Raw genomic sequence first — 23,840 nt, forward strand, 5'->3', positions numbered from 1 at the left:
CGGGTGGTTAGTCTGGCTGGATGGCGACGGTTCTCCTCGTGCGGCACGGCCGCACCACAGCGAATGCCACGGGCCTGCTGGCCGGGAGGGCCACCGGTGTCCGTCTTGACGAGGTCGGACGCGACCAGGCGGCACGGACCGGGGAGCGCCTCGCGGACGTCCCGCTCGTCGCGGTGGTGTCGAGCCCCCTCGAGCGGTGTCAGCAGACCGCGCAGCACATCCTCGATCGCCAGGCAGGCGCCCCGCACGCGCCGACGGAGCCCGATCTCACCGAGTGCGACTACGGCCGGTGGCAGGGCCGCACGCTCGCCGAGCTCGCGACGGAGGAGCTGTGGCCGACGGTGCAGTCGCAGCCGTCCGCCGTCGTCTTCCCCGACGGGGAGTCCATGGCCGCGATGCAGGCACGGGCGGTGGCGGCGATCCGCCGGCACGATGCAGTCATCGAGTCCGAGCACGGGCCCGAGGCCGTGTGGGTCGCCGTCAGCCACGGTGACGTCATCAAGTCGGTGCTCGCCGATGCGCTGGGCATGCACCTCGACCTGTTCCAGCGCATCACGGTGGGTCCCGCGTCCGTGTCGGTCGTGCGCTACGGCGCGAGCCGACCGAGCGTCCACGCGACCAACACCGACGGGGGCGATCTGTCGTGGCTGTCGAAGGGCATCCGGTCCGGCGACGCCCCGGTGGGTGGCGGCGCAGGGCACGAGGCGCCGCGCCCCACGGGCGCCTAGGATTCTGACATGTCTCCACGTGTCCACGAGTTCGACTGGCCCGACCGCGCGGTCGTCGGCACCATCGGGCCCCCGGGCTCGCGAACGTTCTACCTGCAGGTGCGCGCAGGGGCGCAGGTGATGAGCGTCGCCCTCGAGAAGCAGCAGTCGGCTCTGCTCGCGGAGAAGATCGACGAGATCCTCGACCACCTCATGACGGTCGAGGGGAACCCCTTCAGCGTTCCCGTGAGCACGCCGCCCGAGCTCGTCGACAACGAGCAGCTCGACGCGGTCGAGGAGCACTTCCGCACCGGCACCATGAGCCTCGGTTGGGACCCGAGCACCGCGCAGGTCGTCATCGAGGCCTACCCCCTCCCCGACATCGATGCTGAGGACGTCGACGCGTCGCCCGGCGAGGACGACGCGCGGGCGGCCGAGATGCTGCTGGTGCGGATGCCCGTGGGCAGCGCCCGCGCGTTCACCAAGCGCACCCGCGAGATCGTGGGCGCGGGGCGCCCGGCGTGCCCGTTGTGCGGCTACCCCATGGACCCCGACGGGCACGTCTGCACCCCTCCCGAGGTCTGATGTCGGCGACGGACCTCGTGACCGCAGAGCTGACGGTCACCGGGCGCATCAGGACGGCGTCCAACGCGACCTTCGTGGGCACCGTCGACGACGTGGTCGTCGTCTACAAGCCCATCGCCGGGGAGAAGCCGCTGTGGGACTTCCCCGACGGCACCCTGGCGCACCGGGAGGTGGCCGCCTCCCTGGTGTCGGAGGCTCTCGGCTGGAGCGTGGTGCCGCACACCTGGCTGCGAGACGGTCCCCTGGGCGAAGGGATGGTCCAGCTCTGGAAGGAGCAGGACCCAGACCAGAGCGCCGTCGACCTCGTCGTGGCGGACCAGGTTCCGGCGGTGGGCTGGAGGCGCGTCCTCGAGGGGCGCGACGAGAACGGGCGGGCGGTCGCCCTCGTCCACGAGGACACGCCCGCCCTCAGGCGCATGGCCGTGTTCGACGTGCTCGTGAACAACGCCGACCGCAAGGGCGACCACGTCCTGTCCATGGCGGACGGCCACCGGCACGGCGTGGACCACGGCCTCACCTTCCACCGGGACCACAAGCTGCGCACGGTCCTCTGGGGATGGCTGGGTGACACCCTCACCGCCGATGAGCTCGACGGCATCGACCGCGTCAGCGAAGGACTCGACGGCGACCTGGGACGAGACCTCGCGGACCTGCTCACCGCCGAGGAGATCACGTCGCTCGCTGATCGCTGCTCGAGCTTGCGCGCGGCGGGGCAGTTCCCCGCGCCCGCAGGTGAAATGTCAGCTGTTCCCTGGCCACTCTTCTGAAGGAAGTCGCGGCCACGGGCAGGGGCGTGTGACGTCGGGCCTAGACGTTGAAGCGGAACTCCACGACGTCGCCGTCGCGCATGACGTAGTCCTTGCCCTCGATGCGGGCCTTGCCGGCGGAGCGGGCGGCGGCGACGGACCCGGCCTCGACGAGGTCGTCGAAGGAGATCACCTCGGCCTTGATGAAGCCGCGCTCGAAGTCGGTGTGGATGACGCCGGCGGCCTGCGGGGCCGTCCACCCCTTGTGGATCGTCCAGGCGCGGGCCTCCTTGGGGCCGGCCGTGAGGTACGTCTGGAGACCGAGGGTCTCGAAACCGACGCGGGCGAGCTTGTCGAGACCCGCCTCGTCCTGCCCGGTCTCGGCGAGCATCTCGGCGGCCTCGTCGGGCTCGAGCTCGACGAGCTCGGACTCGAACTTCGCGTCGAGGAAGATCGCGTGCGCCGGGGCCACGAGCTCGCGCAGACGTGTCTGGAACGACTCGTCGGCGAGCCCGGCGTCGTCGGTGTTGAAGACGTAGATGAACGGCTTGGCCGTCATGAGCTGCAACGACGCGAGCAGATCGAGGTCCAGACCGGCCTTCGCGGCACCGGAGAAGAGCGTGGTCCCCTCCTCGAGGAGGGCCTGCGCGCCCTGGGCGGCGGCGAGGAGGGCGGGGTCACCCTTCTTGATCTTCACCTCCTTCTCGAGGCGCGGCACCGTCTTCTCGAGGGTCTGGAGGTCTGCGAGGACCAGCTCGGTGTTGATGGTCTCGATGTCGTCCTCGGGCGAGACCTTCCCGTCGACGTGCACCACGTCGGGGTCGGCGAACGCGCGGGTCACCTGGCAGATCGCGTCGGCCTCACGGATGTTCGCGAGGAACTTGTTGCCCAGCCCCTCCCCCTCGCTCGCACCGCGCACGATGCCCGCGATGTCGACGAAGGACACCGTTGCGGGCAGGATCCTCTCGGACCCGAACACCTCCGCGAGGGTCGTCAGACGCGGGTCCGGGAGCGGGACGACGCCGACGTTCGGCTCGATCGTCGCGAACGGGTAGTTCGCCGCGAGGACCTGCGCACGGGTGAGGGCGTTGAAGAGGGTCGACTTGCCGACGTTGGGAAGACCGGCGATTCCGATAGTGAGAGCCACGGGACGACAGTCTACGGGCACGCCTCGTGCGCAGGCCGCGCCGCCGGTGGCGCCCGACCTTTCACCGACGTGCTACCGCGACGCGAGGACCTGCTGCAGCAGCTCGGGGCTGCGCGCGTCGTAGATCCTCGCACCCACGCGCAGGCCGACGACGGCCCAGAGGATCCCGCTCGAGACGCCCGTCGCCAGCGTGGCCCAGCCCAGCGCGGCGGTCCCCGTGACGACGGCCCCGACCGCCAGCACCGTCGTCGGCAGGAGGAGCGCGCCGAGGACCAGCCACCCGCAGGTCTGCACCGCGAGGCTCGCTACCGCGGAGCCCTGCGGCGACGCGAAGGGTCCCTCCCCCGGCCGCGGCACGGGGTACGGGAAGCGCGCCGAGACGACGCTCGACAGGCCCAGGGTGCTCAGGAGCACCGCGACCCCCGTACCCAGGACCGTCGGGAGGTCGGCCCACCGGTCCGTCCACCACACCGAACCCACCGCGAACACGAGCGTCACGGGGAGGCCCACCACGCCGGCCGCGAGCACCCTGCCCAGCCGGTCGTCGCGCCCGCTCACCCCGGTGACCACGTGCAACCAGAACGCCCCGTGGTCGTAGGCGACGTCCGCGGAGACGATCCACCCGAGGAGGAAGGCCGCGAGAGGCGCGAGGAACAGGAGCGCGGTCCCGTTCCCTGCGTCGAGGAACACGAGGAGGAACGGAAGGAGGGGCACCACGGCGAGGCTGGACGCGTACCGGGGGTCCCGGACCCAGTAGGTGAGGCACCGGGCCGCGACCGCCCCGACGACGGAACCGCGCACCGCCCCGAGGAACCCGAGCCCACGCACGCGCGCGCCACCCGTCCCGCCGCGCACGGGCGCCCCCACCTGGCGGTCGAGCGCCCGCGACCAGGTGAACACGAGGACGACGACCACCCCGACCGCCACGGCGAACCGGAGGGCGGCCATGCCGAGGTCGCCCTCCGCGACGTCACCCGGGACGGCCCACACAGCACCGAACGGCAACCAGGAGATGATCACCCCGAACTCGGTGAAGCTCAGCCGGTCCGCCTCGAGCTCCCGGGACGCCCAGCCCAGCGCCGGGACCACGACGAACACCGGCAGGAACACCACCACGCCCGCGACCTCGCGGAACCGTCGCGACGTGCGCAGCGGCGCGAGGACCGTCGTGGACGCACGGGAACCGACGACGCAGGTGGCGACCGCGACGAGCGCGCACACCACGGACGCGGCGACGGCGGCGGGCGACCGCGCCCACACGACGGCCGTCCCCAGGACGCCGAGGAGCGTCACGATCCCCGGGATGCCGAGCACCCCGGCGAGCGCGAGCCCCAGGAGGAGGTCCTTGCGGGGTATGGCGTAGGGCGCGAGCTTGTGCGGGTCGAGGCTGCCGTCGACCCCGAACGCGACGAGCGGCAGGAACCACCAGGCGAGCACGAGGAGGCTGCCGCCGAGGACGAGGACCGTGGTGGCGAGCTCCGCGTCCCGGCGCCCGAGGTAGGCGAGGCCGCTGAGGACCCCGACGAAGACCGACGACGCGTAGAGCGCGCCCAGCACGAGGCCGATCACCTGCCAGGTGCTGCGGCGCAGCCCGTTGCCGAGCATGGTGAGCCGCAACCTCAGGAGGTGTGCAACCACGAGAGCCCTTCCGACCGGTGCGGGGACCCGACGAGCTCGACGAACCGCTCCTCGAGGGTGCGGCCGGCACGGACGTCGTCCACCGTCCCGGCGGCGAGGACCCGTCCGGCGGCGACGACGGCCACGTGGTCGCACATGCGCTCGACGAGATCCATGACGTGGGAGGACACGATGACGGTCCCACCGGTGCGGACGTACTCGGCGAGGATCTGCCGGATGTGGGAGGACGACACCGGGTCGACGGCCTCGAAGGGCTCGTCGAGCACGAGGAGGCGGGGCGCATGGATGAGCGCGGCCGCGAGGGTGACCTTCTTGGTCATCCCGGCCGAGTAGTCGACGACGAGGGTGTCGGCGGCGCCCGCGAGGTCGAGGACGGCGAGGAGGTCCACCGTGCGCCGGGCGACGGTGGCGCGGTCCATCCCGCGCAGCAGACCGGCGTACGTCACGAGCTGGGCGCCGGTGAGGCGGTCGAAGACGCCCATGCCGTCGGGCAGGACGCCCATGGTGCGCTTCGCCTCGAGGGGCTGCGCCCAGACGTCGACGCCGCAGACGCTCGCGGAGCCCGCGTCGGGCCGGAGCAGGCCGGTGGCCATGGACAGCATGGTCGTCTTGCCCGCCCCGTTGGGCCCGACGATGCCGTAGAAGGACCCCGCAGGGACGTCGAGCGAGATGCCGGCCACCGCGACCGTGTCCCCGAACCGCTTGGCGAGGCCCCTGAGCGCGAGTGCAGGCACGGGGATCATGCGGCCAACGGTAGCCGGTCGCGGCCGCCGGTCGGGATGTGTCGGTGGGGTGCGGCAGGCTCTCCCCCATGACGATAGTGGTGTGGTGCCTGGTGACAGCGGTGGTCGGTGCCCTCGTGGGGTACCTGGTGGCGACGACACGGGCAGGTGCTGCCGTCCGCGAGGCCGAGCGCGCGGCGGTGCGAGCGGACGCCGAGCTCCAGGCGGAGCGCCGCTCCGCAACGGCGCGGCTCAGGGCCCTCGAGGAGGACTCCGACCGGTTGTCCGACCAGTTCCGGGCGCTCGCCGCGGACGCGTTGGCAGCGAACAACGAGCAGTTCCTGGGCCTCGCCGAGCAGCGGCTGCGGTCCACGCAGGTGGCCGGGCAGGCCGACATGGCGAAACGTGCCGAAGCCGTGCAGTCCATGGTGGAGCCCCTCACCCGGACCCTCGCGGACGTGCGCCAGCAGATGCTCCTCGCGGAGGAGGCCCGGGTGGCGAGCGTCGCCGCCCTCGGGGAGCAGGTGCGGGGCATGCGCGAGACGTCGGAGCACCTGCGCAGCGAGACGGGCACCCTCGTCACGGCACTGAGGTCGTCCGACGTGCGCGGCACCTGGGGCGAGATGCAGCTGCGTCGCGTCGTGGAGGCCGCGGGGATGCTCAACCGGGTGGACTTCACCGAGCAGAACCACGTGCGCACCGACGACGGTGCGCTGCGTCCCGACATGGTCGTCCACCTCGCCGGCGGCAAGCACGTGGTCGTCGACGCGAAGGTCGCGTTCGTCGGGTACCTGGACGCGCAGCAGGCCACGGACCCGGCCGTGCGGGCGGACCGCCTCGCCGCCCACGCCCGGCACGTGCGCAAGCACGTCGACGACCTCGGTGCGAAGCGCTACTGGGACCAGTTCGCCCCCGCGCCCGAGTTCGTCGTGATGTTCCTGCCCGCCGAGCCGTTCCTCGGCGCCGCCCTGGACCAGGACCCGTCGCTCCTCGAGCACGCGTTCGCGAAGAACGTCGTCATCGTCACCCCGATGACGCTCATGGCGCTGCTGCGCACCGTCGCCTACGCGTGGCGGCAGGACGCCCTCGCGGAGAACGCGCAGCGGGTCCTCACCATCGGCAAGGAGCTCCACGGGAGGCTCGCCACGATGGGCACGCACCTCAACAAGCTGGGCAGGCAGATCCAGGGAGCCGCGGACGCCTACAACAAGACCATCGGATCGCTCGAGACCCGGGTGCTCGTGAGCGCACGTCGCTTCTCCGAGCTCGACATCGTCGACGACGCGCTCGACGGCCCGACGCCCGTGGACCCGCAGCTGAGCATGCTCAGCGCACCGGAGCTCATCGCGTCGGCGGACGACCGGATCGTCGACCTCGACCTCGACCTCGACCTCGGGGCCGTGAGCGACTCCCGACGTCACTGACGTCGGCACCGGACCCCACCGACGAGCTCGCCTTCCTGGCGAGCTGCGGGGGTGGCGTCAGCCGACGACCTCGACGGGGAGCGCCCGCCGTGCGCCGCGCGGCGGGCGCGGGACCTCGACGCCGGCCTTCTTCATGTCGGAGCGCAGCTCGCGCGGCAGCGAGAACATGAGGTCCTCCGTCGCGGTCCGCACCTCCTCGACCGTGCCGTACCCGCGCGCGGCGAGGAACGCGAGGACCTCGTCCACGAGGATCTCCGGGACGGAGGCACCCGACGTAACGCCGACGCTCGTGACACCGTCCAGCCACGCCTCGTCGATCTCCTTCGCGTAGTCGACGAGGTAGGAGGCGCCGGCACCGGAGTTCAGCGCGACCTCGACGAGCCGCACCGAGTTCGAGGAGTTCTTGGACCCGACGACGAGCACGAGGTCGCACGACGGGGCGAGCTTCTTCACGGCCACCTGACGGTTCTGCGTCGCATAGCAGATGTCGTCGCTGGGCGGGTCCTGCAGCGTCGGGAAACGCTCGCGAAGGCGACGCACCGTCTCCATGGTCTCGTCGACGGACAGGGTGGTCTGCGAGATCCACACGACCTTGTCCGGGTCGCGCACCGTGACCTTGTCGACCTCGTCCGGGGAGTTCACCACCTGGATGTGGTCCGGCGCCTCGCCGGCCGTGCCCTCGACCTCCTCGTGACCGTCGTGCCCGATGAGGAGGATGTCGTAGTCGTCGTCCGCGAAGCGCACGGCCTCCTTGTGGACCTTCGTCACCAGGGGGCACGTCGCGTCGATGGTCTTCAGCGAGCGGGCCTCGGCGGCAGCGACGACGGCGGGCGAGACACCGTGCGCGGAGAACACGACGCGCGCGCCCTCGGGGACCTCGTCCGTCTCGTCGACGAAGATCGCGCCGCGGTCGCTCAGCGTCTCCACGACGTACTTGTTGTGGACGATCTCCTTGCGCACGTACACCGGCGCACCGTGGAGGTCGAGCGCCTTCTCGACCGCGATCACCGCACGGTCCACGCCGGCGCAGTACCCCCGGGGGGCGGCGAGGAGCACCCGCTTGACCGGTGTCTCGGAGGCTTCCTGGCGGGCGGTGCGGGCGGGAGCAGCAGGGGTGGACGTCACGCATCCAGTCTAGGTGACGGGCAGGCGGAGGCGACGGGTGTTCCCTCTCGGCGCACAACACGTCCACACCACTCCCACGCCCGTGCGCCCGATGCCGTCGTTGTCGGAGGGATGGGGCAGGCTGGGGTGCGTGGACACCCCTGACGAGGCCGGACAGAACCGGCCGCGCCCCCAGCTCGCGGCGCGGGCCGCCGAGACGACGGCCGAGAACCCGTGGCCGGTGCGGCTGCTCTCGCAGAAGATCAGCGAGTACGTGGACCGCATGGCTCCGTTGTGGGTCGAGGGGCAGGTGGTGCAGCTCAACCGCCGGCCCGGGGCCGGGATGGCGTTCCTCACGCTCCGGGACACGGACGCAGACACGTCACTGCCGGTGTCCGTGTACGCGAAGGTCCTCGAGACGGTCGCCACGCCGCTCACGGAAGGCTCCCACGTGGTGGTCCACGCCAAGCCGACCTTCTGGACCAAGCGGGGCTCCTTCCAGCTCCAGGCCGACCAGCTGCGTCCCGTGGGCATCGGTGAGCTCCTCGCCCGCATCGAGCACCTGAGGCGCGTCCTCGCCGCCGAGGGGCTCTTCGACCTCGACCGCAAGGTCCCCCTCCCCTTCCTGCCCGCCGTCGTCGGCCTGGTCTGCGGCCGCGAGTCCAAGGCGGAGCACGACGTCGTCGTCAACGCCCGGGCGCGCTGGCCCCAGGTCCGCTTCGAGATCCGCGAGGTCGCCGTCCAGGGATCGTCCGCGGTCGCCCAGGTGGGCGCCGCCATCCGTGAGCTCGACGCCGACCCCTCCGTCGAGGTCATCGTCGTCGCGCGCGGCGGCGGAGCCGTCGAGGACCTCCTGCCGTTCAGCAACGAGACGCTCGTGCGGACCGCGGCCGCGTGCCGCACCCCGCTCGTGAGCGCCATCGGGCACGAGACGGACGCCCCGCTGCTCGACCTCGTCGCCGACTACCGGGCGTCCACCCCGACGGACGCCGCCAAGCGGATCGTGCCCGACGTCTCCGAGGAACGCGCCCGCGTGGTCCAGGCCCGCCAGCGCATGCGCGGCGCCGTGCGGCACCGCGTGGACCGCGAGCAGGCCGGCCTCGACGGCATCCGGTCCCGCCCCGTCCTCGCCGCACCCCGCACCATGGTCGACGCCCACGAGCGCGCCGTGACCGGGCTGCGCGACTCCGCGCGCGACCGCCTCGAACGCCTCCTCCTCGTCGCTGCGGCCCACGTCGACCGCAGCGCCGCCCAGGTCCGCGCCCTGTCCCCCGCGGCCACCCTCGACCGCGGGTACGCCGTCGTGCAACGTCCCGACGGTGCTGTCGTCCGGGCGCCGGAGGACGTCGCCACGGGTGACGAGCTGCGCATCCGCCTCGCGCGCGGCGAGATCCGCGCCACCACCTGACCCACCACCGGCGCCACGCCCGGCTCCGCCACCCGACCCCGGAAGTTGGTTTACTGATCCCATGCCGTCCGCAGAACAGCCCGACCCCAGCACGCTCAGCTACGAGCAGGCGCGCGACGAGCTCGTCCAGGTCGTGACCCGCCTCGAGACGGGCGGCGAGCCCCTCGAGGCGTCGCTCGCCCTGTGGGAGCGTGGCGAGGCCCTGGCGGCGCGGTGCCAGCAGTGGCTCGACGGGGCGCGCGAGCGCCTCGCCACGGCCCGGGCCGACACCACGGACAGCAACGGCCCGGCACCCCTCGACGACGAGTAGGACGCTCATGACATCCCCTGGCACCTCCGCACCCGCACCCCGCGCGACCGTCGTCGGCGAGGCGCTCATCGACGTCGTCCACCGTGCCGACGGGCACGTCGAGGAGCACCCGGGCGGCAGCCCCGCCAACGTCGCACTGACCCTCGGGCGTCTCGGCCGGCCGGTGGACCTCCTCACGTGGATCGGCACCGACGCCCACGGCGACGCCGTCCGGTCCTGGCTCGCCGAGTCCGCGGTGGACCTCGCGCCAGGCAGCGACGCCGCACCCTCGACGTCCGTGGCCACCGCGCACCTCGGTGCCGACGGCGCCGCGACCTACGAGTTCGACCTCACGTGGGACCTCGCACCGGAGGCCGCCGCGCGCCCCAGGACCCTCGTGGTGCACACCGGGTCGGTCGCCGCGGTCCTCGATCCGGGGGCTGCCGCGGTCCGCCGCGTGCTCGACGACGCCCGCGGCACCGCAACCGTCACGTACGACCCGAACGTCCGCCCCACGCTCATGGGGAGCCCCGACGACGTCCGGGACCGCATCGAGGACCTCGTGGCCACGTCCGACGTGGTCAAGGTGAGCGACGAGGACCTCCTGTGGCTCTACCCCGGCGCCGACCTCGACGAGGTCGCGTCGCGCTGGCAGGCCACCGGCCCCGCACTCGTGGTGGTGACGCTCGGTGGGGACGGGGCGTTCGCCCGGACCCGCGGCGGTCGCGTCGACGTCGCCGCCCCGCGGGTCACCGTCGCCGACACGGTCGGTGCCGGCGACTCGTTCATGGGCGCCCTCGTGCACGGCCTGTGGGACGCGGACCTCCTCGGGGACGCACGTCGCCCGGCCCTCGCGTCGGTCCCCGTCGACACGCTCACGACGATCCTGGACCGCTGTGTCCGCGTCGCCGCCATCACCGTGTCCCGTGCCGGCGCGAACCCGCCACGGCTCGCCGAGCTCGACTGACCTCAGTCCCCCCGGGACGCCGCCTTCGCCTTCTCACGCTCCTGCGAGCGGGCGAGGGACGCCTTGCGGTCCTCGTCGTTCTCCACGTCGATCCGTGCGGCGACCTCGTCGTCCCGGGTGAGGTTCACCCCGGTCTCGGGGTCGAACACGAGCATGCGGGCGGGGTCGAACCACAGCGTCGTGTCGTCCCCGTCGCGCACCCTGCTCGCCGAGTCCACGGCGACGACGAACTGGGAGCGCATGCCCTCGCCGTCGAGGTCCCGGTCGAGCTCCTCGAGCTTCGCGGCGACGTCCGGGTGGGTCTCGAACGGCACGTACGCGTAGAGCTCCGACCCCAACCACTCCGTCACGTCGATGGTCGTCCCGAAGGTCTCCCCACGTGCCCGCTTGGACTCCTCCATGAGCGAGGCATCCTCGAAGAACTCGGGCCGCAGCCCCACGATGACGAGCCGACGGTCGCCCACCGCGGCCGCGATCCCCTCGGGCATGGGGAACGACCCGAAGGGCAGCGTGATGCGATCCCCGTCGACCTCCCCCGGCATGAAGTTCATGGGGGGCGACCCGATGAACCCGGCCACGAAGAGGTTCACCGGCTGCTCGTAGAGCGCCCGAGGGCTGGCGACCTGCTGGAGCTCGCCCTTGCGGAGGACCGCGACGCGGTCGCCGAGCGTCATGGCCTCGGTCTGGTCGTGGGTGACGTACACGGTGGTCGTGCCCAGCCTGCGCTGCATGCGGGCGATCTCCGTGCGCATCTGGCCGCGGAGCTTCGCGTCGAGGTTGGACAGCGGCTCGTCGAAGAGGAACGCGTCCGCCTCCCGGACGATGGCGCGCCCCATGGCGACGCGCTGGCGCTGCCCGCCGGAGAGGTTGCCCGGCTTGCGGTCGAGGTGGTCGGTGAGCTCGAGGGTCTCCGCGGCACGGCGGATCTTGCGCTGGATCTCGTCCTCGCTGAACTTCCCCTTGGCCAGGCGCAGCGGGAACGCGATGTTCTCCGCGACCGTGAGGTGGGGGTAGAGGGCGTAGTTCTGGAACACCATGGCGAGGTTGCGGTCCTTGGGGGCCTTCTCGTTGACCCGCGCTCCACCGATCTGGAGGTCGCCGTCGGTGATGTCCTCGAGGCCGACGATCATCCGCAGGAGGGTGGACTTCCCGCAGCCGGACGGCCCGACGAGGATGACGAACTCGCCGTCGGCGATGTCGAGGCTGACGCCGTTCACCGCGGGGAAGCCGTCTCCGTACTTCTTCACGAGGTTGTTCAGGGTGATCGAGGCCATGAGCGTTCTCCTTGGTGGGCCGGTGTGTGGGGTGGGGTGCGCACCGGTCAGCCCTTGACGGCACCCTGGGTGAGGCCTGCGACGATCTGGCGCTGGAACAGCAGGACGAGGACGACCACCGGGACGGTGACGACGACCGCCGCTGCGGAGATCGCCCCGGTGGGTTCCTCGAACTGGGACGCGCCGGTGAAGAAGGCGAGCGCCGCGGGGACGGGCCGGGCGGCGCTGGTGGACGTGAGCGAGATGCCGTACACGAAGTCGTTCCAGGCGATGAAGAACGCGATGAGCGCGGTGGTGAAGACGCCGGGTGCGGCGAGGGGCACGATGGCCTTGCGGAACGCCTGCCAGCTGGTCGCGCCGTCGACCTGCGCGGCCTGCTCCAGCTCCCAGGGGATCTGCCGGAAGAACGCGGCGAGGGTCCAGATCGAGATGGGCAGCGTCAGCGACAGGTAAGGGATGATGAGGCCGAGCCACGTGTCGTAGAGACCGATGGTGCGCCAGATGTTGAACAGGGGCGTGACGATGGAGATCACCGGGAAGATCGACACCCCGAGCGCCGTGGTGAGGATGACGCGCTTGCCGGGGAAGTCGAGGCGGGCGATCGCATAGGCGGCGAGGGTCGCGAGGACCACCGCGACGGCGGTGGCGATGAGCGAGATCCCGATGGAGTTCCGCAGCGCGGAGAGGAACAGGTCCTGCGCGGCTCCGTCGGGCGAGAGGATCGCCTCGTAGTTCTCCACGGTCCAGTCCTGCGGGAGGAAGGTCCCGGTGTCCAGCTGGGACGGGAGCTTGAACGACGTGGCGATGACGGACGCGACGGGGAACAGCGCGTAGACGAGGACAGCACCGGTGATGACGGCCCAGCCGACCTTCTGGCGTGCGGTGAGCGATCCCATCAGCTCTCCCCCCTGGCCCCGGCGAGATCGACCTTGAAGAGCTTGATCGCGACGAAGCAGATGATCATGACGCACAGGAACAGCAGGACGGAGATGGCGGAGCCGAGCCCGATCTCCAGGCGGGTGATCGACGTCTTGTAGGCGAGGAGCGAGAGGACCTCGGTGTTGTACGCACCGTTGGTCATGATGAAGACGTTGTCGAAGATGCGGAACGCGTCCAGGGCGCGGAACAGGACGGCGACCATGATGGCGGCCTTCATGTTGGGGATGATGACGCGCTTGAGCACCTGCCACCCGGTGGCGCCGTCGACCTTGGCGGCCTCCTCGAGGTCTCCGGGAACCTGAGCGAGGCCCGCGAGGAGGAGGAGGGAGATGAACGGTGTCGTCTTCCAGATCTCCGAGGCGATGATGACGAAGAGGCTGGTGCTCGTGCCGGCGAACCAGTTGAGGCTCGGGTCGATCCCGGGGACCCAGCCGAACCACTGGTTGATGAACCCGGAGTTGATGTCGAACGCGTAGAACCAGGCGAAGGCCGAGACCACGGTGATGATCCCGTAGGGCACGAGGATGGCCGTGCGGAGCAACCCCCGGAGCTGGCGGACGGCGCGGTGCATGACGAGGGCGAGCGCGAAGCCGAGGACGAGCTCGACGGCGACGGTCACGAGCATGATCAGGGTGGTGACGAGCAGGTCCCGCCAGAACACCTGGTCGCTGAGCACCACCGCATAGTTCCCGAGGCCGACGAACTCCCGGTCGCCCGGAGCGGTGAGGCGGAACGCGAAGAGGGACTCGTAGACCGCCTGGAGGATCGGGTAGGCGGTGACGGCGAGCATGATGACGAACGCCGGACCGGCGAGGTACCACCCGAGGCGGGACTCGGCCCGCGCCCGGTCGCTGCGCGCCGCGCGGTGCCGCTTCTCGGCGTCGGGGTCCACGGGGTCGGTGCTCGCTGCGGGGATGGTCGTGGTGCTCACAGGAGCTTCTCCCCTCGGAGGACGGCGACGATGAGCTCGGTGGCGGCGGCCGGGGTCGTGTCGGGGTCGACGCTGCCGACGGGGTGCCAGGTCTCCTGGAGCCCGGCCGACACCTCGTTGTAGTACGGGGTCTGCGGCCTGGGGACCGCGAGCTGCAGGGAGTCGCGGATGACGTCGGCCATGGGGAACGCCTCCTGGACGGCAGGGTCGTCGAAAGCGACGACGGAGGCGGGCGGGTTGCCGTCGGTGACGAAGTACTCGGCCTGGTTCTCCGGGGAGACGATGCACCGGACGGCGTCGTACGCGAGGTCGGTGTGCTCGGAGAAGGCGCCCACGCCGATGTTGATGCCGCCGTACGGGGGTGCCGCCTCCTGGCCTTCGACGACCTGCGGGTACATCGCCCACCCGATGTCGTCGAGGAGCTCCTGGTCGAGGGTGCCCTCCTCCACGGCCGACTGCGTGGCGGCCCAGACGAACGGCCAGTTCACCATGAAGCCCCCGTCATCCCCCTGGAAGAGCGAGAGGGACGCGTTCTCGTCGCGCGTGGGCAGGCCGGGCCCGCCGAGCCCTTCCGCGCCGATGGTCTCGAGGATGCGTGCCGCCTCCCGACCGGCGTCGCTCTCGAGGCCCATGGCGATCTCGTCCCGGGGCGCCTCGGGGTTCTCGACGACCGATCCGCCCGCCGAGGCGACGAGCGCGTTCACCCAGACGGTGAGGGACTCGGCCTTGGCGCCCTGGACCCCGAGGAGCTTGTCCTGGGAGGCGGTGGCCTCCATGATCTGGTCCCACGTGACGGGACCGGACATGTCGAGCCCGGCGGCCTCCGCGACGGACTTCCGGTACCAGAGGAGCTGGGTGTTCGCCCAGAACGGGGCGGTGACCAGCTCGTCCTTCCAGGTGGCCCCGGCGAGGGCTCCCTCGACGACGTCGGTGGAGACCTCGGCCGCGACGTCTTCGGGCACGGGCGCGAGGAAGCCGGGTTCTGCGAGCTCCGGGATGAAGGGCGGGTCGAGGCTCATGAGGTCGATCGACGAGTCGTTCGCGGCGAGCCTGCGGGCGAGCTGCTCGCGCTGGGCGGACGCCTCGGACGGCAGGCCCGAGGTGACGATCCGGTAGCTCCCGTCCGCGGCCTCGGTGCAGCGGGCGGCGATGGCCGCCTGCCCGCCGGCGTCCGGGTTCGTGTACCAGGTGAGGACGGGTGGGCCGTCGTCCCCGCCGCTGCAGGCCACGAGGGGCGCGGTGAGCGCCAGCGCCGCGAGCGCGGCGGTCCCCCGGCCCGGTCGTGTGCGTCGTCGCACGGTGTCCCCCTCCGCGGTCGACGTCGCGTGGACCGCTGTCCCGCGTCGTCGTCGGACTGCTTATCCTCAAGGCGTACACGAGGTTCTCGCACCTCGCTCGGAGAAAACCCGATTTAGGGCGTTTTGTCCCCAGATACGACGACTCGAACGGACGACCATGCCGCACCACGTCTCCCCCGCCGCCGCCTGGGCCGAGCTCCGCTCCGGCAACTCACGCTTCGTCGCCGACGAGATGGAGCACCCCTCGCAGGGCTTCGACCGGCGCGAGGAGCTCAAGGTCGCCCAGAACCCCTTCGCGGTTGTCTTCGGGTGCTCCGACTCCCGTGTCGCCGCCGAGATCATCTTCGACCAGGGGCTCGGCGACGTCTTCGTGGTCCGCACCGCCGGCCACGTGCTCGACACCACCGTCATCGGGTCCATCGAGTACGGCGTCGACGTCCTCGGCACCCGCCTCGTCGTGGTCCTCGGCCACGACTCCTGCGGCGCCGTCGCCGCCGCCGCGCACGCCCTCGCCACCGGCGAGCAGCCCGCCGGGTTCGTCCGCGCCGTCGTCGACCGCGTCATCCCGTCCATCGTGAACATCACCGCGGCGAACGGCGGCGGGTTCGCCTCCGTGAGTGCCGACGTCCTGCGTCGGGAGCACGTGCGGCACACGGTCGCCATGCTCCACTCCTACTCCGCCGGGCTCGCCGCGGCGGTCGCCGAGGGGCGCTGCGCCATCGTCGGCGTCGAGTACGACCTCGCCGACGGGCACGCGCGCCTCGTCGAGGTCGTGGGCGACATCGGGGACGTGCCGCTCGACGTCTGACCCGCCCCGCGGCCGCTCGATCGGCGTCGAACAGGTGGGGCACCATAGACCCATGACTTCCACACCTGACGCCGACGTCACCACCGAGTACCGGATCGAGCACGACACCATGGGCGAGGTCCGCGTGCCCGCGCACGCCCTCTACCGGGCGCAGACCCAGCGCGCGGTCGAGAACTTCCCGATCTCCGGGACCACGCTCGAGCGGGGGCACATCGAGGCCCTCGCCCGTGTGAAGAAGGCCGCCGCACGCGCCAACGCCGAGCTCGGCGTCCTCGAGGCCGACGTCGCCGAGGCGATCGTCACCGCCGCCGACGAGGTCGCCGCCGGCGCTCACGACGAGCACTTCCCCGTCGACGTCTTCCAGACGGGCTCGGGCACGTCGTCCAACATGAACACCAACGAGGTGCTCGCCACCCTCGCCACCCGCAGCCTGGGCCGCGACGTGCACCCCAACGACCACGTCAACGCCTCGCAGTCGTCCAACGACGTGTTCCCCACCTCGGTCCACGTCGCCGCGACCGCGGGCGTCGTCCACCAGCTGGTCCCCGCGCTCGAGCACCTCGCGACGGCGCTCGAGGCCAAGGCGACCGAGTTCGCCGAGGTCGTCAAGGCCGGGCGGACCCACCTCATGGACGCCACGCCCGTGACCCTCGGCCAGGAGTTCGGTGGCTACGCCGCCGCCGTCCGCTACGGCATCGAGCGCCTGCAGACGGCGCTGCCGCGTGCGGCCGAGGTCCCGCTCGGCGGGACGGCCGTCGGGACGGGCATCAACACCCCCGCGGGCTTCCCCCAGCGCGTCATCGAGCTCCTGGTCGAGGACACCGGGCTGCCCCTCACCGAGGCCCGGGACCACTTCGAGGCCCAGTCGTCGCGCGACGGCCTCGTCGAGCTCTCCGGAGCTCTGCGCACCATCGCCGTCTCCCTGACGAAGATCTGCAACGACCTGCGCTGGATGGGCTCCGGCCCCAACACCGGCCTCGGCGAGATCGCTATCCCGGACCTGCAGCCCGGCTCCTCGATCATGCCCGGCAAGGTCAACCCCGTGATCCCCGAGGCCGTCCTCATGGTCGCCGCTCGGGTCGTCGGGAACGACGCCACCGTCGCGTGGGCCGGCGCCAGCGGGTCGTTCGAGCTCAACGTCCAGATCCCCGTCATCGCCCTCGGCGTCCTCGAGTCGGTCCGCCTCCTGTCGACCGCGAGCGTCGTCCTCGCCGACAAGACCGTCGACGGCATCACCGCGAACGTCGACCGCGCGCGGTCGCTCGCCGAGTCGTCGCCGTCGATCGTCACGCCCCTCAACCGGGTCATCGGCTACGAGGCGGCCGCCAAGGTCGCCAAGCACTCCGTCGCGAAGGGCCTCACCGTGCGCGAGGCCGTCGTCGACCTCGGGTTCGTCGAGCGCGGCGAGGTCACCGAGGAGCAGCTCGACACGGCGCTCGACGTCCTGTCGATGACGCGCCCGCCGCAGGCCTGACCGCCAGGCTGCGGGCCGGCGGTGGCGCCGGCCCGCAGCCGTGGGACGTCACACCTCGATACCCTCGAGCATCTCCGTGATGAGCGCGGCCACCGGCGACCGCTCCGACCGGGTGAGCGTGACGTGCGCGAACAACGGGTGCCCCTTGAGCGCCTCGATCACGGCCGCCACCCCGTCGTGCCGCCCGACGCGCAGGTTGTCGCGCTGCGCCACGTCGTGCGTGAGGACCACCCGGGACGACTGCCCGATCCGCGAGAGCACGGTGAGGAGCACGTTGCGCTCCAAGGACTGCGCCTCGTCGACGATGACGAACGCGTCGTGCAGCGACCGTCCCCGGATGTGGGTGAGCGGCAGCACCTCGAGGATCTCGCGCTCGAGGACCTCCTCGATGACCTCCGTACCCACGAGCGCCCCGAGCGTGTCGAACACGGCCTGCGCCCACGGGTTCATCTTCTCGGCCTCCGACCCCGGCAGGTAGCCGAGCTCCTGGCCGCCCACCGCGTAGAGGGGCCGGAACACCATGATCTTGCGGTGCTTGCGCCGCTCGAGGACCGCCTCGAGACCGGCGCAGAGAGCGAGCGCGGACTTGCCCGTCCCGGCGCGGCCCCCGAGCGAGACGATCCCCACGGAGTCGTCCAGGAGGAGGTCGATCGCGATGCGCTGCTCCGCGGACCGGCCGTGCACCCCGAAGACCTCCTGGTCGCCGCGGACCAGCTGGACGTGCTTGTCGGCGGTCACCCGCCCGAGAGCGGACCCGCGGGACGACTGCAGCACCAGTCCCTGGTGGCAGTAGAGCGGGCTCGCCTCGGCGACGGTGCCCGGGTCGAGCTGCGCGAGCTCGACGGACTCCGCCTCCCACAACGCCGCCATCTGCTCCTCACCCAGGGGCATCTCCCCCATGCCGGTCCACCCGGAGTCGACGGCGAGCTCGGCCCGGTACTCCTCGGCGTTGAGCCCCACCGCGGAGGCCTTGACGCGCATCGGCAGGTCCTTCGAGACGACGGTGACCTGGCTGCCCTCGGCCGCCAGGTTCGCGGCGACGGCGAGGATCCGCGTGTCGTTGTCGCCCAGCCGGAACCCGTCGGGCAACGCACCGGGGTCCGTGTGGTTGAGCTCCACGCGCAGCGTGCCCCCGGCGCTGCCCACGTCCAGCGGGCGGTCCAGGCCGCCGTGCCGGATCCTCAGGTCGTCGAGCATGCGCAGCGCGCTGCGCGCGAAGTACCCGAGCTCAGGGTGGTGGCGCTTGGCCTCGAGCTCGGTGATGACCACGATGGGCAGGACCACGTCGTGCTCGGCGAAGCGCAGCAGCGCCTTGGGGTCCGAGAGCAGGACCGAGGTGTCCAGCACGAAGGTTCGACGAGTCTCCACAGCAGGCTCCCTCCGGCGCTCGCGCGCCTAGGTGCTCCGACGCGGTCACGCGCGGCGTGGACCGGGCCGGGGCGGTCGGGCGGGGCGGTCGGTCTGCCCGGTGCCGAGGAGCGCGACCGGACCGGCCTCCCTGCTCGGAGCTCGAACTCCATGGGCGGACCTCCCGGGGACGGCGGTGTGTCGTCCCTCACATGCAAACTACGCCCGTGTAAGCCGTGTGGCGAGGCCCACGCCACCGCGTCGCGGAGAAGTCACGTGCTGTTCACCTCAGCGGTGGCTCACCGCACCACGTCTCGTAGACTTGGGCACGGTGTGCCGGGAAGTCTGGTCGGCGTCCGCCTTGCCGACCCCCGACACGGGAGACCCATGAACTCGTCCTCACCAGCCCCCCACTCCTCCCCGCAGACACCGGGCGGCCCCCAGTTCACCCCGCCGCCGTCGCGGCGCGGACGGGCCCGCAACTGGGTCGCACGCGAGACCACCGGCGGCGCCCTCCTCATCGTCGCCGCCACCCTCGCCCTCGTCTGGGCCAACTCCCCCTGGCGCGAGGCGTACCAGGACCTGTCGGCGACGACGGTGGGCCCCCACCTCGACTGGCTCCACCTCGACCTCTCGCTGTCGACGTGGGCCGCCGACGGTCTCCTCGCCATCTTCTTCTTCGTGGTGGGCCTCGAGCTCAAGCACGAGTTCGTCGCCGGGTCCCTGCGCCAGCCCAAGACCGCGGGCGTCCCGATGATCGCGGCCGTCGGGGGCATGGCCGTCCCGGCCCTCGTCTTCGCCGGTGTCGTCGTCGTCACGGGCGACACCACGGCCCTCGGCGGATGGGCCATCCCCACCGCCACCGACATCGCCTTCGCGCTGGCCGTGCTCGCCGTCTTCGGCAAGGGGCTGCCCGCGGCGATCCGGACGTTCCTGCTCACGCTCGCCGTCGTCGACGACCTGCTCGCGATCATCGTCATCGCCGTCTTCTACACCGCGACCGTCTCCTGGGGCCCCCTCGGCCTCGCAGCGCTGGGGCTCGTCCTCTTCCGCGTCCTCGTCACGCTGCGTCGCCCGCCGCTCTGGGCGATCGTCCCGCTCGCCGTGGTCGTGTGGGTCCTCGTCCACGAGTCCGGGGTGCACGCGACCGTCGCCGGAGTCGCGATGGGCTTCCTCGTCCCCGCCCTCGCCGTCCACGGCGAGGAGACGACCAGGACCAGCCGCTTCGAGCACTTCTGGAGCCCCATCTCCGCCGGCATCGCCCTGCCGGTCTTCGCGTTCTTCGCGGCCGGGGTCTCCATGGTCGACGACGGCGGGCTCCTCGAGGTCCTCGGGCAGGGTGTCGCGCTCGGGATCATCGCAGGCCTCCTCGTGGGCAAGTGCATCGGGATCCTCGGGACCACGTGGCTCCTCACGCGCTTCACCCCCCTGCGCCTCGCGCCCGGCATCGGCCTTCGCGACCTGCTCCCCGTAGGCCTGCTCGCCGGGATCGGGTTCACGGTGTCCCTGCTCATCTCCGAGCTGTCGTTCGGTGAGGAGTCCATCCACGGCCACGGCGCCAAGGCCGCCGTCCTCACGGCGTCCGTCCTCGCCGCCGTCCTCGCCGCCTTCGCCCTGCGTCACGACGCCCGGCGGAACGACCGGACCGACGACATGAACGACGACGGCATGCCCGACGACGTCGACCGCTTCATCGGCGACCCGGAGCGCGAGGGCTGACCAGCCCGGCACGACCGGCCCGACACGACGACGGCCGCCGGGGACGCACCGATGAGGTGTCGTCCCCGGCGGCCGTCGTCGTCCGCGTCAGCGCAGGACGCGCGCCCTACCCCCGCCGGCGAGCTTCGCCACCTCGGCCAGGCTGGCGGTCGAGGTGTCCCCCGGCGTCGTCATGGCGATGGCTCCGTGCGCGGCCCCGTACTCGACGGCCGACCGGATGTCGCCGATCTCCATGAGCCCGTACGCGAGGCCGGACGCGAACGAGTCACCGCCGCCCACGCGGTCGAGGATCTCCAGGTGCGGGCGGTGCGTCGACTCGGCAAAGCCCTCGGCACGGCTCCAGGCGATGGCACCCCAGTCGTTGTCGCTCGCGCTGTGCACGCCGCGCATCGTGGTGGCGATGACCTGGAAGTTCTCGTAGGTCGCGGCGGCCTTCTCGATCATCGCGCGGAAGGCCCCGGTGTCCAGGTCGGTGAGGTTCTCGTCGACACCCTCGACCTCGAAACCGAGGCTCGCGGTGAAGTCCTCCTCGTTGCCGATCATCACGTCGACGTACCGCGCGAGCCGCGTGTTGACCTCCTGCGCACGGGCCGGACCGCCGATGCCCTTCCACAGGGAGGGCCGGTAGTTGAGGTCGTAGGAGACGACGGTGCCGTGCTCGCGAGCGGACCGCATGGCGGCCTCCGCGACGTCGGCGGAGGACTCGGAGAGCGCCGCGAAGATGCCTCCGGTGTGGAGCCAGCGCACGCCACGACGACCGAAGAGGTCGTCCCAGTCGACGTCGCCCGGCTGCATCTGGGAGATGGCCGTGTTGCCCCGGTCGGAGACACCGACGGCACCGCGGACCCCGAACCCGCGCTCGGTGAAGTTCAGGCCGTTGCGCACCGTGCGCCCGATCCCGTCGTAGTCGACCCAGCGCACGTAGCTCGTGTCGAGCCCACCGGTGAGCATGAGGTCCTCGACCAGGCGGCCCACCTCGTTGTCGGCGAGCGCGGTGACGATCGCCCCGCGCAGCCCGAAGCACCGGCGCAGGCCGCGGGCGACGTTGTACTCGCCGCCGCCCTCCCATGCGTCGAAGCTGCGGGTGGTCTTGATGCGGCGCTCGCCCGGGTCGAGGCGGAGCATGACCTCGCCGAGGGAGACGACGTCGAAGTCGCAGTCCGCGGCGCTCTTCACGGTCAGGGAGCGGGTCTGGTGGGTCTGGTCGGTCATGCTCGTGCTCCGATCTGTGCGGCGAGGGCGACGGCCTCGGCGGTGCGGCGGGTGATCTCGGCCCAGTCCTCGGCCTCGACGAGGGCGCGGTCGACCATCCAGGAGCCGCCTGCGGCGAGGACGGACGGCAGGGAGAGGTAGTCGGTGAGGTTCGCGGCGCTGATACCCCCGGTGGGGACGAACCTCAGCCCGGGGAAGGGCGCGGAGAACGCCTTGACGGCGGCGGCGCCGCCGACCGTGGCGGCGGGGAAGAGCTTGACGACGTCGAGCCCGAGGTCCAGCGCGGCCATGATGTCCGACGGCGTGGCGACGCCGGGGAGGATCGGCAGGCCGGCGTCCTGGGCGCGGCGCACGACGGCGGGACTGAGGCCGGGTGAGACGAGGAACTGTGCGCCTGCTGCGGCGGCCGAGTCCACCTGGTCCGGGCGGACGACGGTGCCTGCTCCGACGAGGAGCTCGGGGAGCTCCTGGAGGGCGGTGAGGCAGTCCTGGGCGGCTGCGGTGCGGTAGGTGACCTCGATGACGTCCAGGCCTCCGTCGAGGAGAGCGCGCCCGAGAGGCAGGGCGTGGGCGGGGTCCTCGAGGACGACGACGGGGACGATGCGGGCTGCTGCGAGAGCGTCGGTGATCTGCTGGGAGCTGGGCATGACCGTGTGGTCTCTTCTCCTGGTCGCGCGTTCGTCTGATAAGTTTCGTCATGGCAAACGCTTGTTCCTGATGACGAAACCACCATAGCAAAGGAGGGACCTGTGGTCCCCCACGACGAGGCTCCCGTCAGGGGCGGTGACACGCGACGATCCGAGATCTCGCCCGTCCAGAGCGTCGACAAGGCGCTCCTCGCCCTGCAGGAGCTCAGCCGCGCGGGGCGCGGCGGTCTTGCCCTCCAGGACCTCGCCGCGACGCTCGAGCTCAACAAGACGTCGCTCCACCGCACCCTCTCCGCGCTGCGCTTCCGAGGGTTCGTCGACCAGTCACCGCAGGACGGCAGGTACGTCCTCGGGGCGGCCGCCTCGGCGCTGTCGTCCGCCTTCTTCGCCGACGAGAACCTGCCCGCCCTCCTGCGCGGCGCCCTCGTCGCCCTCTGCTCCGAGACCGACGAGCTCGTCCACCTCGGCGTCCTGTCCGGCGCCGAGATCCTCTACCTCGACAAGGTCGAGCCGGCCCGCGCCGTCCGCGTGTGGTCCGCCGTGGGACGACGGCAACCGGCCGCCACCACCGCCCTCGGACGGGCGATCCTCGCCCACGGCCCGCTCGACGCCGCGACGGTGCGCTGGTACGCGGGCGACCGCCTCGACCCGGACCGTCTCCACGAGATCCTCGACGCCGCACTCGCCGGCGGATTCGCCACGGAGAGCGAGGAGAACGAGGCCGGGATCAGCTGCCTCGCCGTCCCGCTCCTGCGGGACGGCGCACCGCTCGCCGCCGTGAGCATCACCGCCCCGGCGGACCGCATGACCGACGCACGACGGGCCAGGCTCGCCCGCACCGTAACGACGACCGTCGCCCCGCTGCTCCCCGCCGGCCTCACGCTACCCGCGGTCCTGGACCACGCATGACGGCGCGCCCCGCCCCGCACTGCGCCCCACCTGCGCATAGGCTGTGACCCGTCGGACCCGGGCGAGTCCTCTCGTCCGGCACATGGCAGCGGCACGCGGCAGCGACAAGGGATGGGGCGGCATGACGGTTCTCGTGGCATACAACGAAACCCCGCAGGGAGAGGCCGCGTTCGCCGCGGCCTCGGAGGAGGCCGCGCGGCGCGGCGCCACCCTCACGGTGCTCGTCCTCACCCCGCAACCGGACGAGGCACCCGTGCCCACCCACCTCGCGCACCTGCTCACCACGGTGCCCGCCGAACGCGGGACCGTGGACGTCGCGTTCCGCTCCGACCGGATCGACGTGGCGGACGCCATCCTCGACCACGCCGACGCCGTCGCCGCCGAGGTCATCGTCATCGGGTCGCGCAAGCGGTCGCCCGTCGGGAAGTTCCTCCTGGGCAGCACCACCCAGCGAGTCCTCCTCGACGCCGCCGTCCCGGTCCTCGTCATCAAGGCGCAACGCTAGCCACCCGGATCCGGCCGGGGGACTCGCGCCCGCCCGCGCA

At 71.9% G+C, this 23,840-nt stretch carries 23 protein-coding genes; 12 read left to right on the forward strand and 11 right to left on the reverse strand.

Annotation, left to right across the window (positions count from 1 at the left end):
* The first annotated feature begins 20 nt into the window (after positions 1 to 20).
* Genes JAV76_RS09320 through JAV76_RS09330 form a run of 3 tightly spaced genes read left to right on the forward strand, consistent with a single transcriptional unit; the run spans position 21 to position 2,059 of the window.
* Positions 21 to 728 (forward strand): histidine phosphatase family protein, encoded by a 708-nt coding sequence (locus JAV76_RS09320; protein WP_198733755.1) that lies wholly within the window; start codon positions 21 to 23, stop codon positions 726 to 728.
* A 9-nt stretch (positions 729 to 737) separates the two neighbouring features.
* Entirely contained in the window at positions 738 to 1,292 is a 555-nt protein-coding gene (locus JAV76_RS09325) for a DUF3090 domain-containing protein (RefSeq protein WP_198733756.1), read from the forward strand.
* Positions 1,292 to 2,059 (forward strand): SCO1664 family protein, encoded by a 768-nt coding sequence (locus tag JAV76_RS09330; protein ID WP_198733757.1) that lies wholly within the window; start codon positions 1,292 to 1,294, stop codon positions 2,057 to 2,059. The genes JAV76_RS09325 and JAV76_RS09330 overlap by 1 nt, the downstream gene beginning before the upstream one ends.
* 40 nt (positions 2,060 to 2,099) lie before the next feature.
* Here JAV76_RS09330 and ychF read toward each other — a convergent pair whose 3' ends face one another.
* The 3 genes from ychF to JAV76_RS09345 all read right to left on the reverse strand — a co-directional run bounded on the left by ychF (position 2,100) and on the right by JAV76_RS09345 (position 5,566).
* The gene (gene ychF, locus JAV76_RS09335; RefSeq protein WP_198733758.1) at positions 2,100 to 3,185 is read right to left on the reverse strand and encodes a redox-regulated ATPase YchF; all 1,086 of its coding nucleotides are present in this window, start codon (positions 3,183 to 3,185) and stop codon (positions 2,100 to 2,102) included.
* A 72-nt stretch (positions 3,186 to 3,257) separates the two neighbouring features.
* On the reverse strand, positions 3,258 to 4,823 hold the full coding sequence (locus JAV76_RS09340) for a hypothetical protein (RefSeq protein ID WP_198733759.1): 1,566 nt from the start codon (positions 4,821 to 4,823) through the stop codon (positions 3,258 to 3,260).
* A complete protein-coding gene (locus JAV76_RS09345) occupies positions 4,805 to 5,566 on the reverse strand; it encodes an ABC transporter ATP-binding protein (RefSeq protein ID WP_198733760.1) in 762 nt (253 codons plus the stop codon). Before JAV76_RS09345 ends, JAV76_RS09340 begins: the two co-directional genes overlap by 19 nt.
* A gap of 68 nt (positions 5,567 to 5,634) precedes the next feature.
* On the opposite strand from JAV76_RS09345, the gene JAV76_RS09350 reads away from it, so the two are divergent.
* Positions 5,635 to 6,969, forward strand: a complete 1,335-nt coding sequence (locus tag JAV76_RS09350) for a DNA recombination protein RmuC (RefSeq protein ID WP_198733761.1) — start codon at positions 5,635 to 5,637, stop codon at positions 6,967 to 6,969.
* Positions 6,970 to 7,026: 57 nt separating this feature from the next.
* On the opposite strand, the gene JAV76_RS09355 is transcribed toward JAV76_RS09350, so the two are convergent.
* On the reverse strand, positions 7,027 to 8,094 hold the full coding sequence (locus JAV76_RS09355; protein WP_198733762.1) for a 4-hydroxy-3-methylbut-2-enyl diphosphate reductase: 1,068 nt from the start codon (positions 8,092 to 8,094) through the stop codon (positions 7,027 to 7,029).
* A 130-nt stretch (positions 8,095 to 8,224) separates the two neighbouring features.
* Here JAV76_RS09355 and xseA point away from each other — a divergent pair, with 130 nt between their 5' ends.
* The 3 genes from xseA to JAV76_RS09370 all read left to right on the forward strand — a co-directional run bounded on the left by xseA (position 8,225) and on the right by JAV76_RS09370 (position 10,737).
* Entirely contained in the window at positions 8,225 to 9,481 is a 1,257-nt protein-coding gene (gene xseA / locus JAV76_RS09360) for an exodeoxyribonuclease VII large subunit (RefSeq protein ID WP_307844124.1), read from the forward strand.
* A 61-nt stretch (positions 9,482 to 9,542) separates the two neighbouring features.
* Positions 9,543 to 9,791 (forward strand): exodeoxyribonuclease VII small subunit, encoded by a 249-nt coding sequence (locus JAV76_RS09365; protein WP_198733764.1) that lies wholly within the window; start codon positions 9,543 to 9,545, stop codon positions 9,789 to 9,791.
* Positions 9,792 to 9,798: 7 nt separating this feature from the next.
* Positions 9,799 to 10,737 (forward strand): carbohydrate kinase family protein, encoded by a 939-nt coding sequence (locus JAV76_RS09370; protein WP_198733765.1) that lies wholly within the window; start codon positions 9,799 to 9,801, stop codon positions 10,735 to 10,737.
* Positions 10,738 to 10,739: 2 nt separating this feature from the next.
* Here JAV76_RS09370 and JAV76_RS09375 read toward each other — a convergent pair whose 3' ends face one another.
* From JAV76_RS09375 to JAV76_RS09390, 4 genes are read right to left on the reverse strand one after another with little or no spacing between them, the layout of a single operon-like run.
* Entirely contained in the window at positions 10,740 to 12,011 is a 1,272-nt protein-coding gene (locus tag JAV76_RS09375) for an ABC transporter ATP-binding protein (protein WP_198733766.1), read from the reverse strand.
* A gap of 47 nt (positions 12,012 to 12,058) precedes the next feature.
* The gene (locus JAV76_RS09380) at positions 12,059 to 12,907 is read right to left on the reverse strand and encodes a carbohydrate ABC transporter permease (protein WP_198733767.1); all 849 of its coding nucleotides are present in this window, start codon (positions 12,905 to 12,907) and stop codon (positions 12,059 to 12,061) included.
* Positions 12,907 to 13,866, reverse strand: coding sequence for a carbohydrate ABC transporter permease (locus tag JAV76_RS09385; RefSeq protein WP_372403413.1), 960 nt, complete (start codon positions 13,864 to 13,866; stop codon positions 12,907 to 12,909). Before JAV76_RS09385 ends, JAV76_RS09380 begins: the two co-directional genes overlap by 1 nt.
* An 11-nt stretch (positions 13,867 to 13,877) precedes the next feature.
* Complete coding sequence (locus tag JAV76_RS09390; protein ID WP_198733768.1) at positions 13,878 to 15,179, reverse strand: extracellular solute-binding protein; 1,302 nt, start codon at positions 15,177 to 15,179, stop codon at positions 13,878 to 13,880.
* Positions 15,180 to 15,336: 157 nt separating this feature from the next.
* Here JAV76_RS09390 and JAV76_RS09395 point away from each other — a divergent pair, with 157 nt between their 5' ends.
* Both JAV76_RS09395 and JAV76_RS09400 read left to right on the forward strand, forming a co-directional pair.
* Positions 15,337 to 15,987 (forward strand): carbonic anhydrase, encoded by a 651-nt coding sequence (locus JAV76_RS09395; protein ID WP_198733769.1) that lies wholly within the window; start codon positions 15,337 to 15,339, stop codon positions 15,985 to 15,987.
* A gap of 52 nt (positions 15,988 to 16,039) precedes the next feature.
* Positions 16,040 to 17,461, forward strand: a complete 1,422-nt coding sequence (locus tag JAV76_RS09400; RefSeq protein WP_198733770.1) for a class II fumarate hydratase — start codon at positions 16,040 to 16,042, stop codon at positions 17,459 to 17,461.
* 48 nt (positions 17,462 to 17,509) lie between these two features.
* Here JAV76_RS09400 and phoH2 read toward each other — a convergent pair whose 3' ends face one another.
* Positions 17,510 to 18,829, reverse strand: a complete 1,320-nt coding sequence (gene phoH2 / locus JAV76_RS09405) for an RNA 5'-3' helicase PhoH2 (RefSeq protein ID WP_198733771.1) — start codon at positions 18,827 to 18,829, stop codon at positions 17,510 to 17,512.
* Between the two features lie 366 nt (positions 18,830 to 19,195).
* Here phoH2 and nhaA point away from each other — a divergent pair, with 366 nt between their 5' ends.
* The gene (nhaA, locus tag JAV76_RS09410; RefSeq protein WP_198733772.1) at positions 19,196 to 20,527 is read left to right on the forward strand and encodes a Na+/H+ antiporter NhaA; all 1,332 of its coding nucleotides are present in this window, start codon (positions 19,196 to 19,198) and stop codon (positions 20,525 to 20,527) included.
* Positions 20,528 to 20,614: 87 nt separating this feature from the next.
* Here the strand turns inward: nhaA and JAV76_RS09415 are convergent, their stop codons facing one another.
* Both JAV76_RS09415 and eda read right to left on the reverse strand, forming a co-directional pair.
* On the reverse strand, positions 20,615 to 21,739 hold the full coding sequence (locus tag JAV76_RS09415) for a sugar kinase (RefSeq protein WP_198733773.1): 1,125 nt from the start codon (positions 21,737 to 21,739) through the stop codon (positions 20,615 to 20,617).
* Complete coding sequence (gene eda / locus JAV76_RS09420) at positions 21,736 to 22,386, reverse strand: bifunctional 4-hydroxy-2-oxoglutarate aldolase/2-dehydro-3-deoxy-phosphogluconate aldolase (RefSeq protein WP_198733774.1); 651 nt, start codon at positions 22,384 to 22,386, stop codon at positions 21,736 to 21,738. The genes JAV76_RS09415 and eda overlap by 4 nt, the downstream gene beginning before the upstream one ends.
* A gap of 102 nt (positions 22,387 to 22,488) precedes the next feature.
* Here eda and JAV76_RS15255 point away from each other — a divergent pair, with 102 nt between their 5' ends.
* Positions 22,489 to 23,295: an IclR family transcriptional regulator gene (locus JAV76_RS15255; RefSeq protein ID WP_198733775.1), complete on the forward strand. Its 807-nt coding sequence runs from the start codon at positions 22,489 to 22,491 to the stop codon at positions 23,293 to 23,295.
* An 82-nt stretch (positions 23,296 to 23,377) separates the two neighbouring features.
* Complete coding sequence (locus JAV76_RS09430; protein WP_307844125.1) at positions 23,378 to 23,800, forward strand: universal stress protein; 423 nt, start codon at positions 23,378 to 23,380, stop codon at positions 23,798 to 23,800.
* Positions 23,801 to 23,840: the final 40 nt, after the last annotated feature.

It is taken from the genome of Sanguibacter suaedae, from assembly GCF_016342785.1.
Taxonomy (GTDB): domain Bacteria; phylum Actinomycetota; class Actinomycetes; order Actinomycetales; family Cellulomonadaceae; genus Sanguibacter; species Sanguibacter suaedae.

Excerpts from the sequence above, each read along its gene's own strand:
- JAV76_RS09345 (WP_198733760.1), bottom strand. The coding sequence starts at position 5,566 with ATGATCCCCGTGCCTGCACTCGCGCTCAGGGGCCTCGCCAAGCGGTTC.
- nhaA (WP_198733772.1), top strand. The coding sequence starts at position 19,196 with ATGAACTCGTCCTCACCAGCCCCCCACTCCTCCCCGCAGACACCGGGC.
- eda (WP_198733774.1), bottom strand. The coding sequence starts at position 22,386 with ATGCCCAGCTCCCAGCAGATCACCGACGCTCTCGCAGCAGCCCGCATC.
- JAV76_RS09415 (WP_198733773.1), bottom strand. The coding sequence starts at position 21,739 with ATGACCGACCAGACCCACCAGACCCGCTCCCTGACCGTGAAGAGCGCC.
- JAV76_RS09365 (WP_198733764.1), top strand. The coding sequence starts at position 9,543 with ATGCCGTCCGCAGAACAGCCCGACCCCAGCACGCTCAGCTACGAGCAG.
- JAV76_RS09430 (WP_307844125.1), top strand. The coding sequence starts at position 23,378 with ATGGCAGCGGCACGCGGCAGCGACAAGGGATGGGGCGGCATGACGGTT.
- JAV76_RS09330 (WP_198733757.1), top strand. The coding sequence starts at position 1,292 with ATGTCGGCGACGGACCTCGTGACCGCAGAGCTGACGGTCACCGGGCGC.
- JAV76_RS09375 (WP_198733766.1), bottom strand. The coding sequence starts at position 12,011 with ATGGCCTCGATCACCCTGAACAACCTCGTGAAGAAGTACGGAGACGGC.
- JAV76_RS09370 (WP_198733765.1), top strand. The coding sequence starts at position 9,799 with ATGACATCCCCTGGCACCTCCGCACCCGCACCCCGCGCGACCGTCGTC.
- JAV76_RS09380 (WP_198733767.1), bottom strand. The coding sequence starts at position 12,907 with ATGGGATCGCTCACCGCACGCCAGAAGGTCGGCTGGGCCGTCATCACC.
- JAV76_RS09350 (WP_198733761.1), top strand. The coding sequence starts at position 5,635 with ATGACGATAGTGGTGTGGTGCCTGGTGACAGCGGTGGTCGGTGCCCTC.
- JAV76_RS09325 (WP_198733756.1), top strand. The coding sequence starts at position 738 with ATGTCTCCACGTGTCCACGAGTTCGACTGGCCCGACCGCGCGGTCGTC.
- JAV76_RS09395 (WP_198733769.1), top strand. The coding sequence starts at position 15,337 with ATGCCGCACCACGTCTCCCCCGCCGCCGCCTGGGCCGAGCTCCGCTCC.
- JAV76_RS09320 (WP_198733755.1), top strand. The coding sequence starts at position 21 with ATGGCGACGGTTCTCCTCGTGCGGCACGGCCGCACCACAGCGAATGCC.
- JAV76_RS09400 (WP_198733770.1), top strand. The coding sequence starts at position 16,040 with ATGACTTCCACACCTGACGCCGACGTCACCACCGAGTACCGGATCGAG.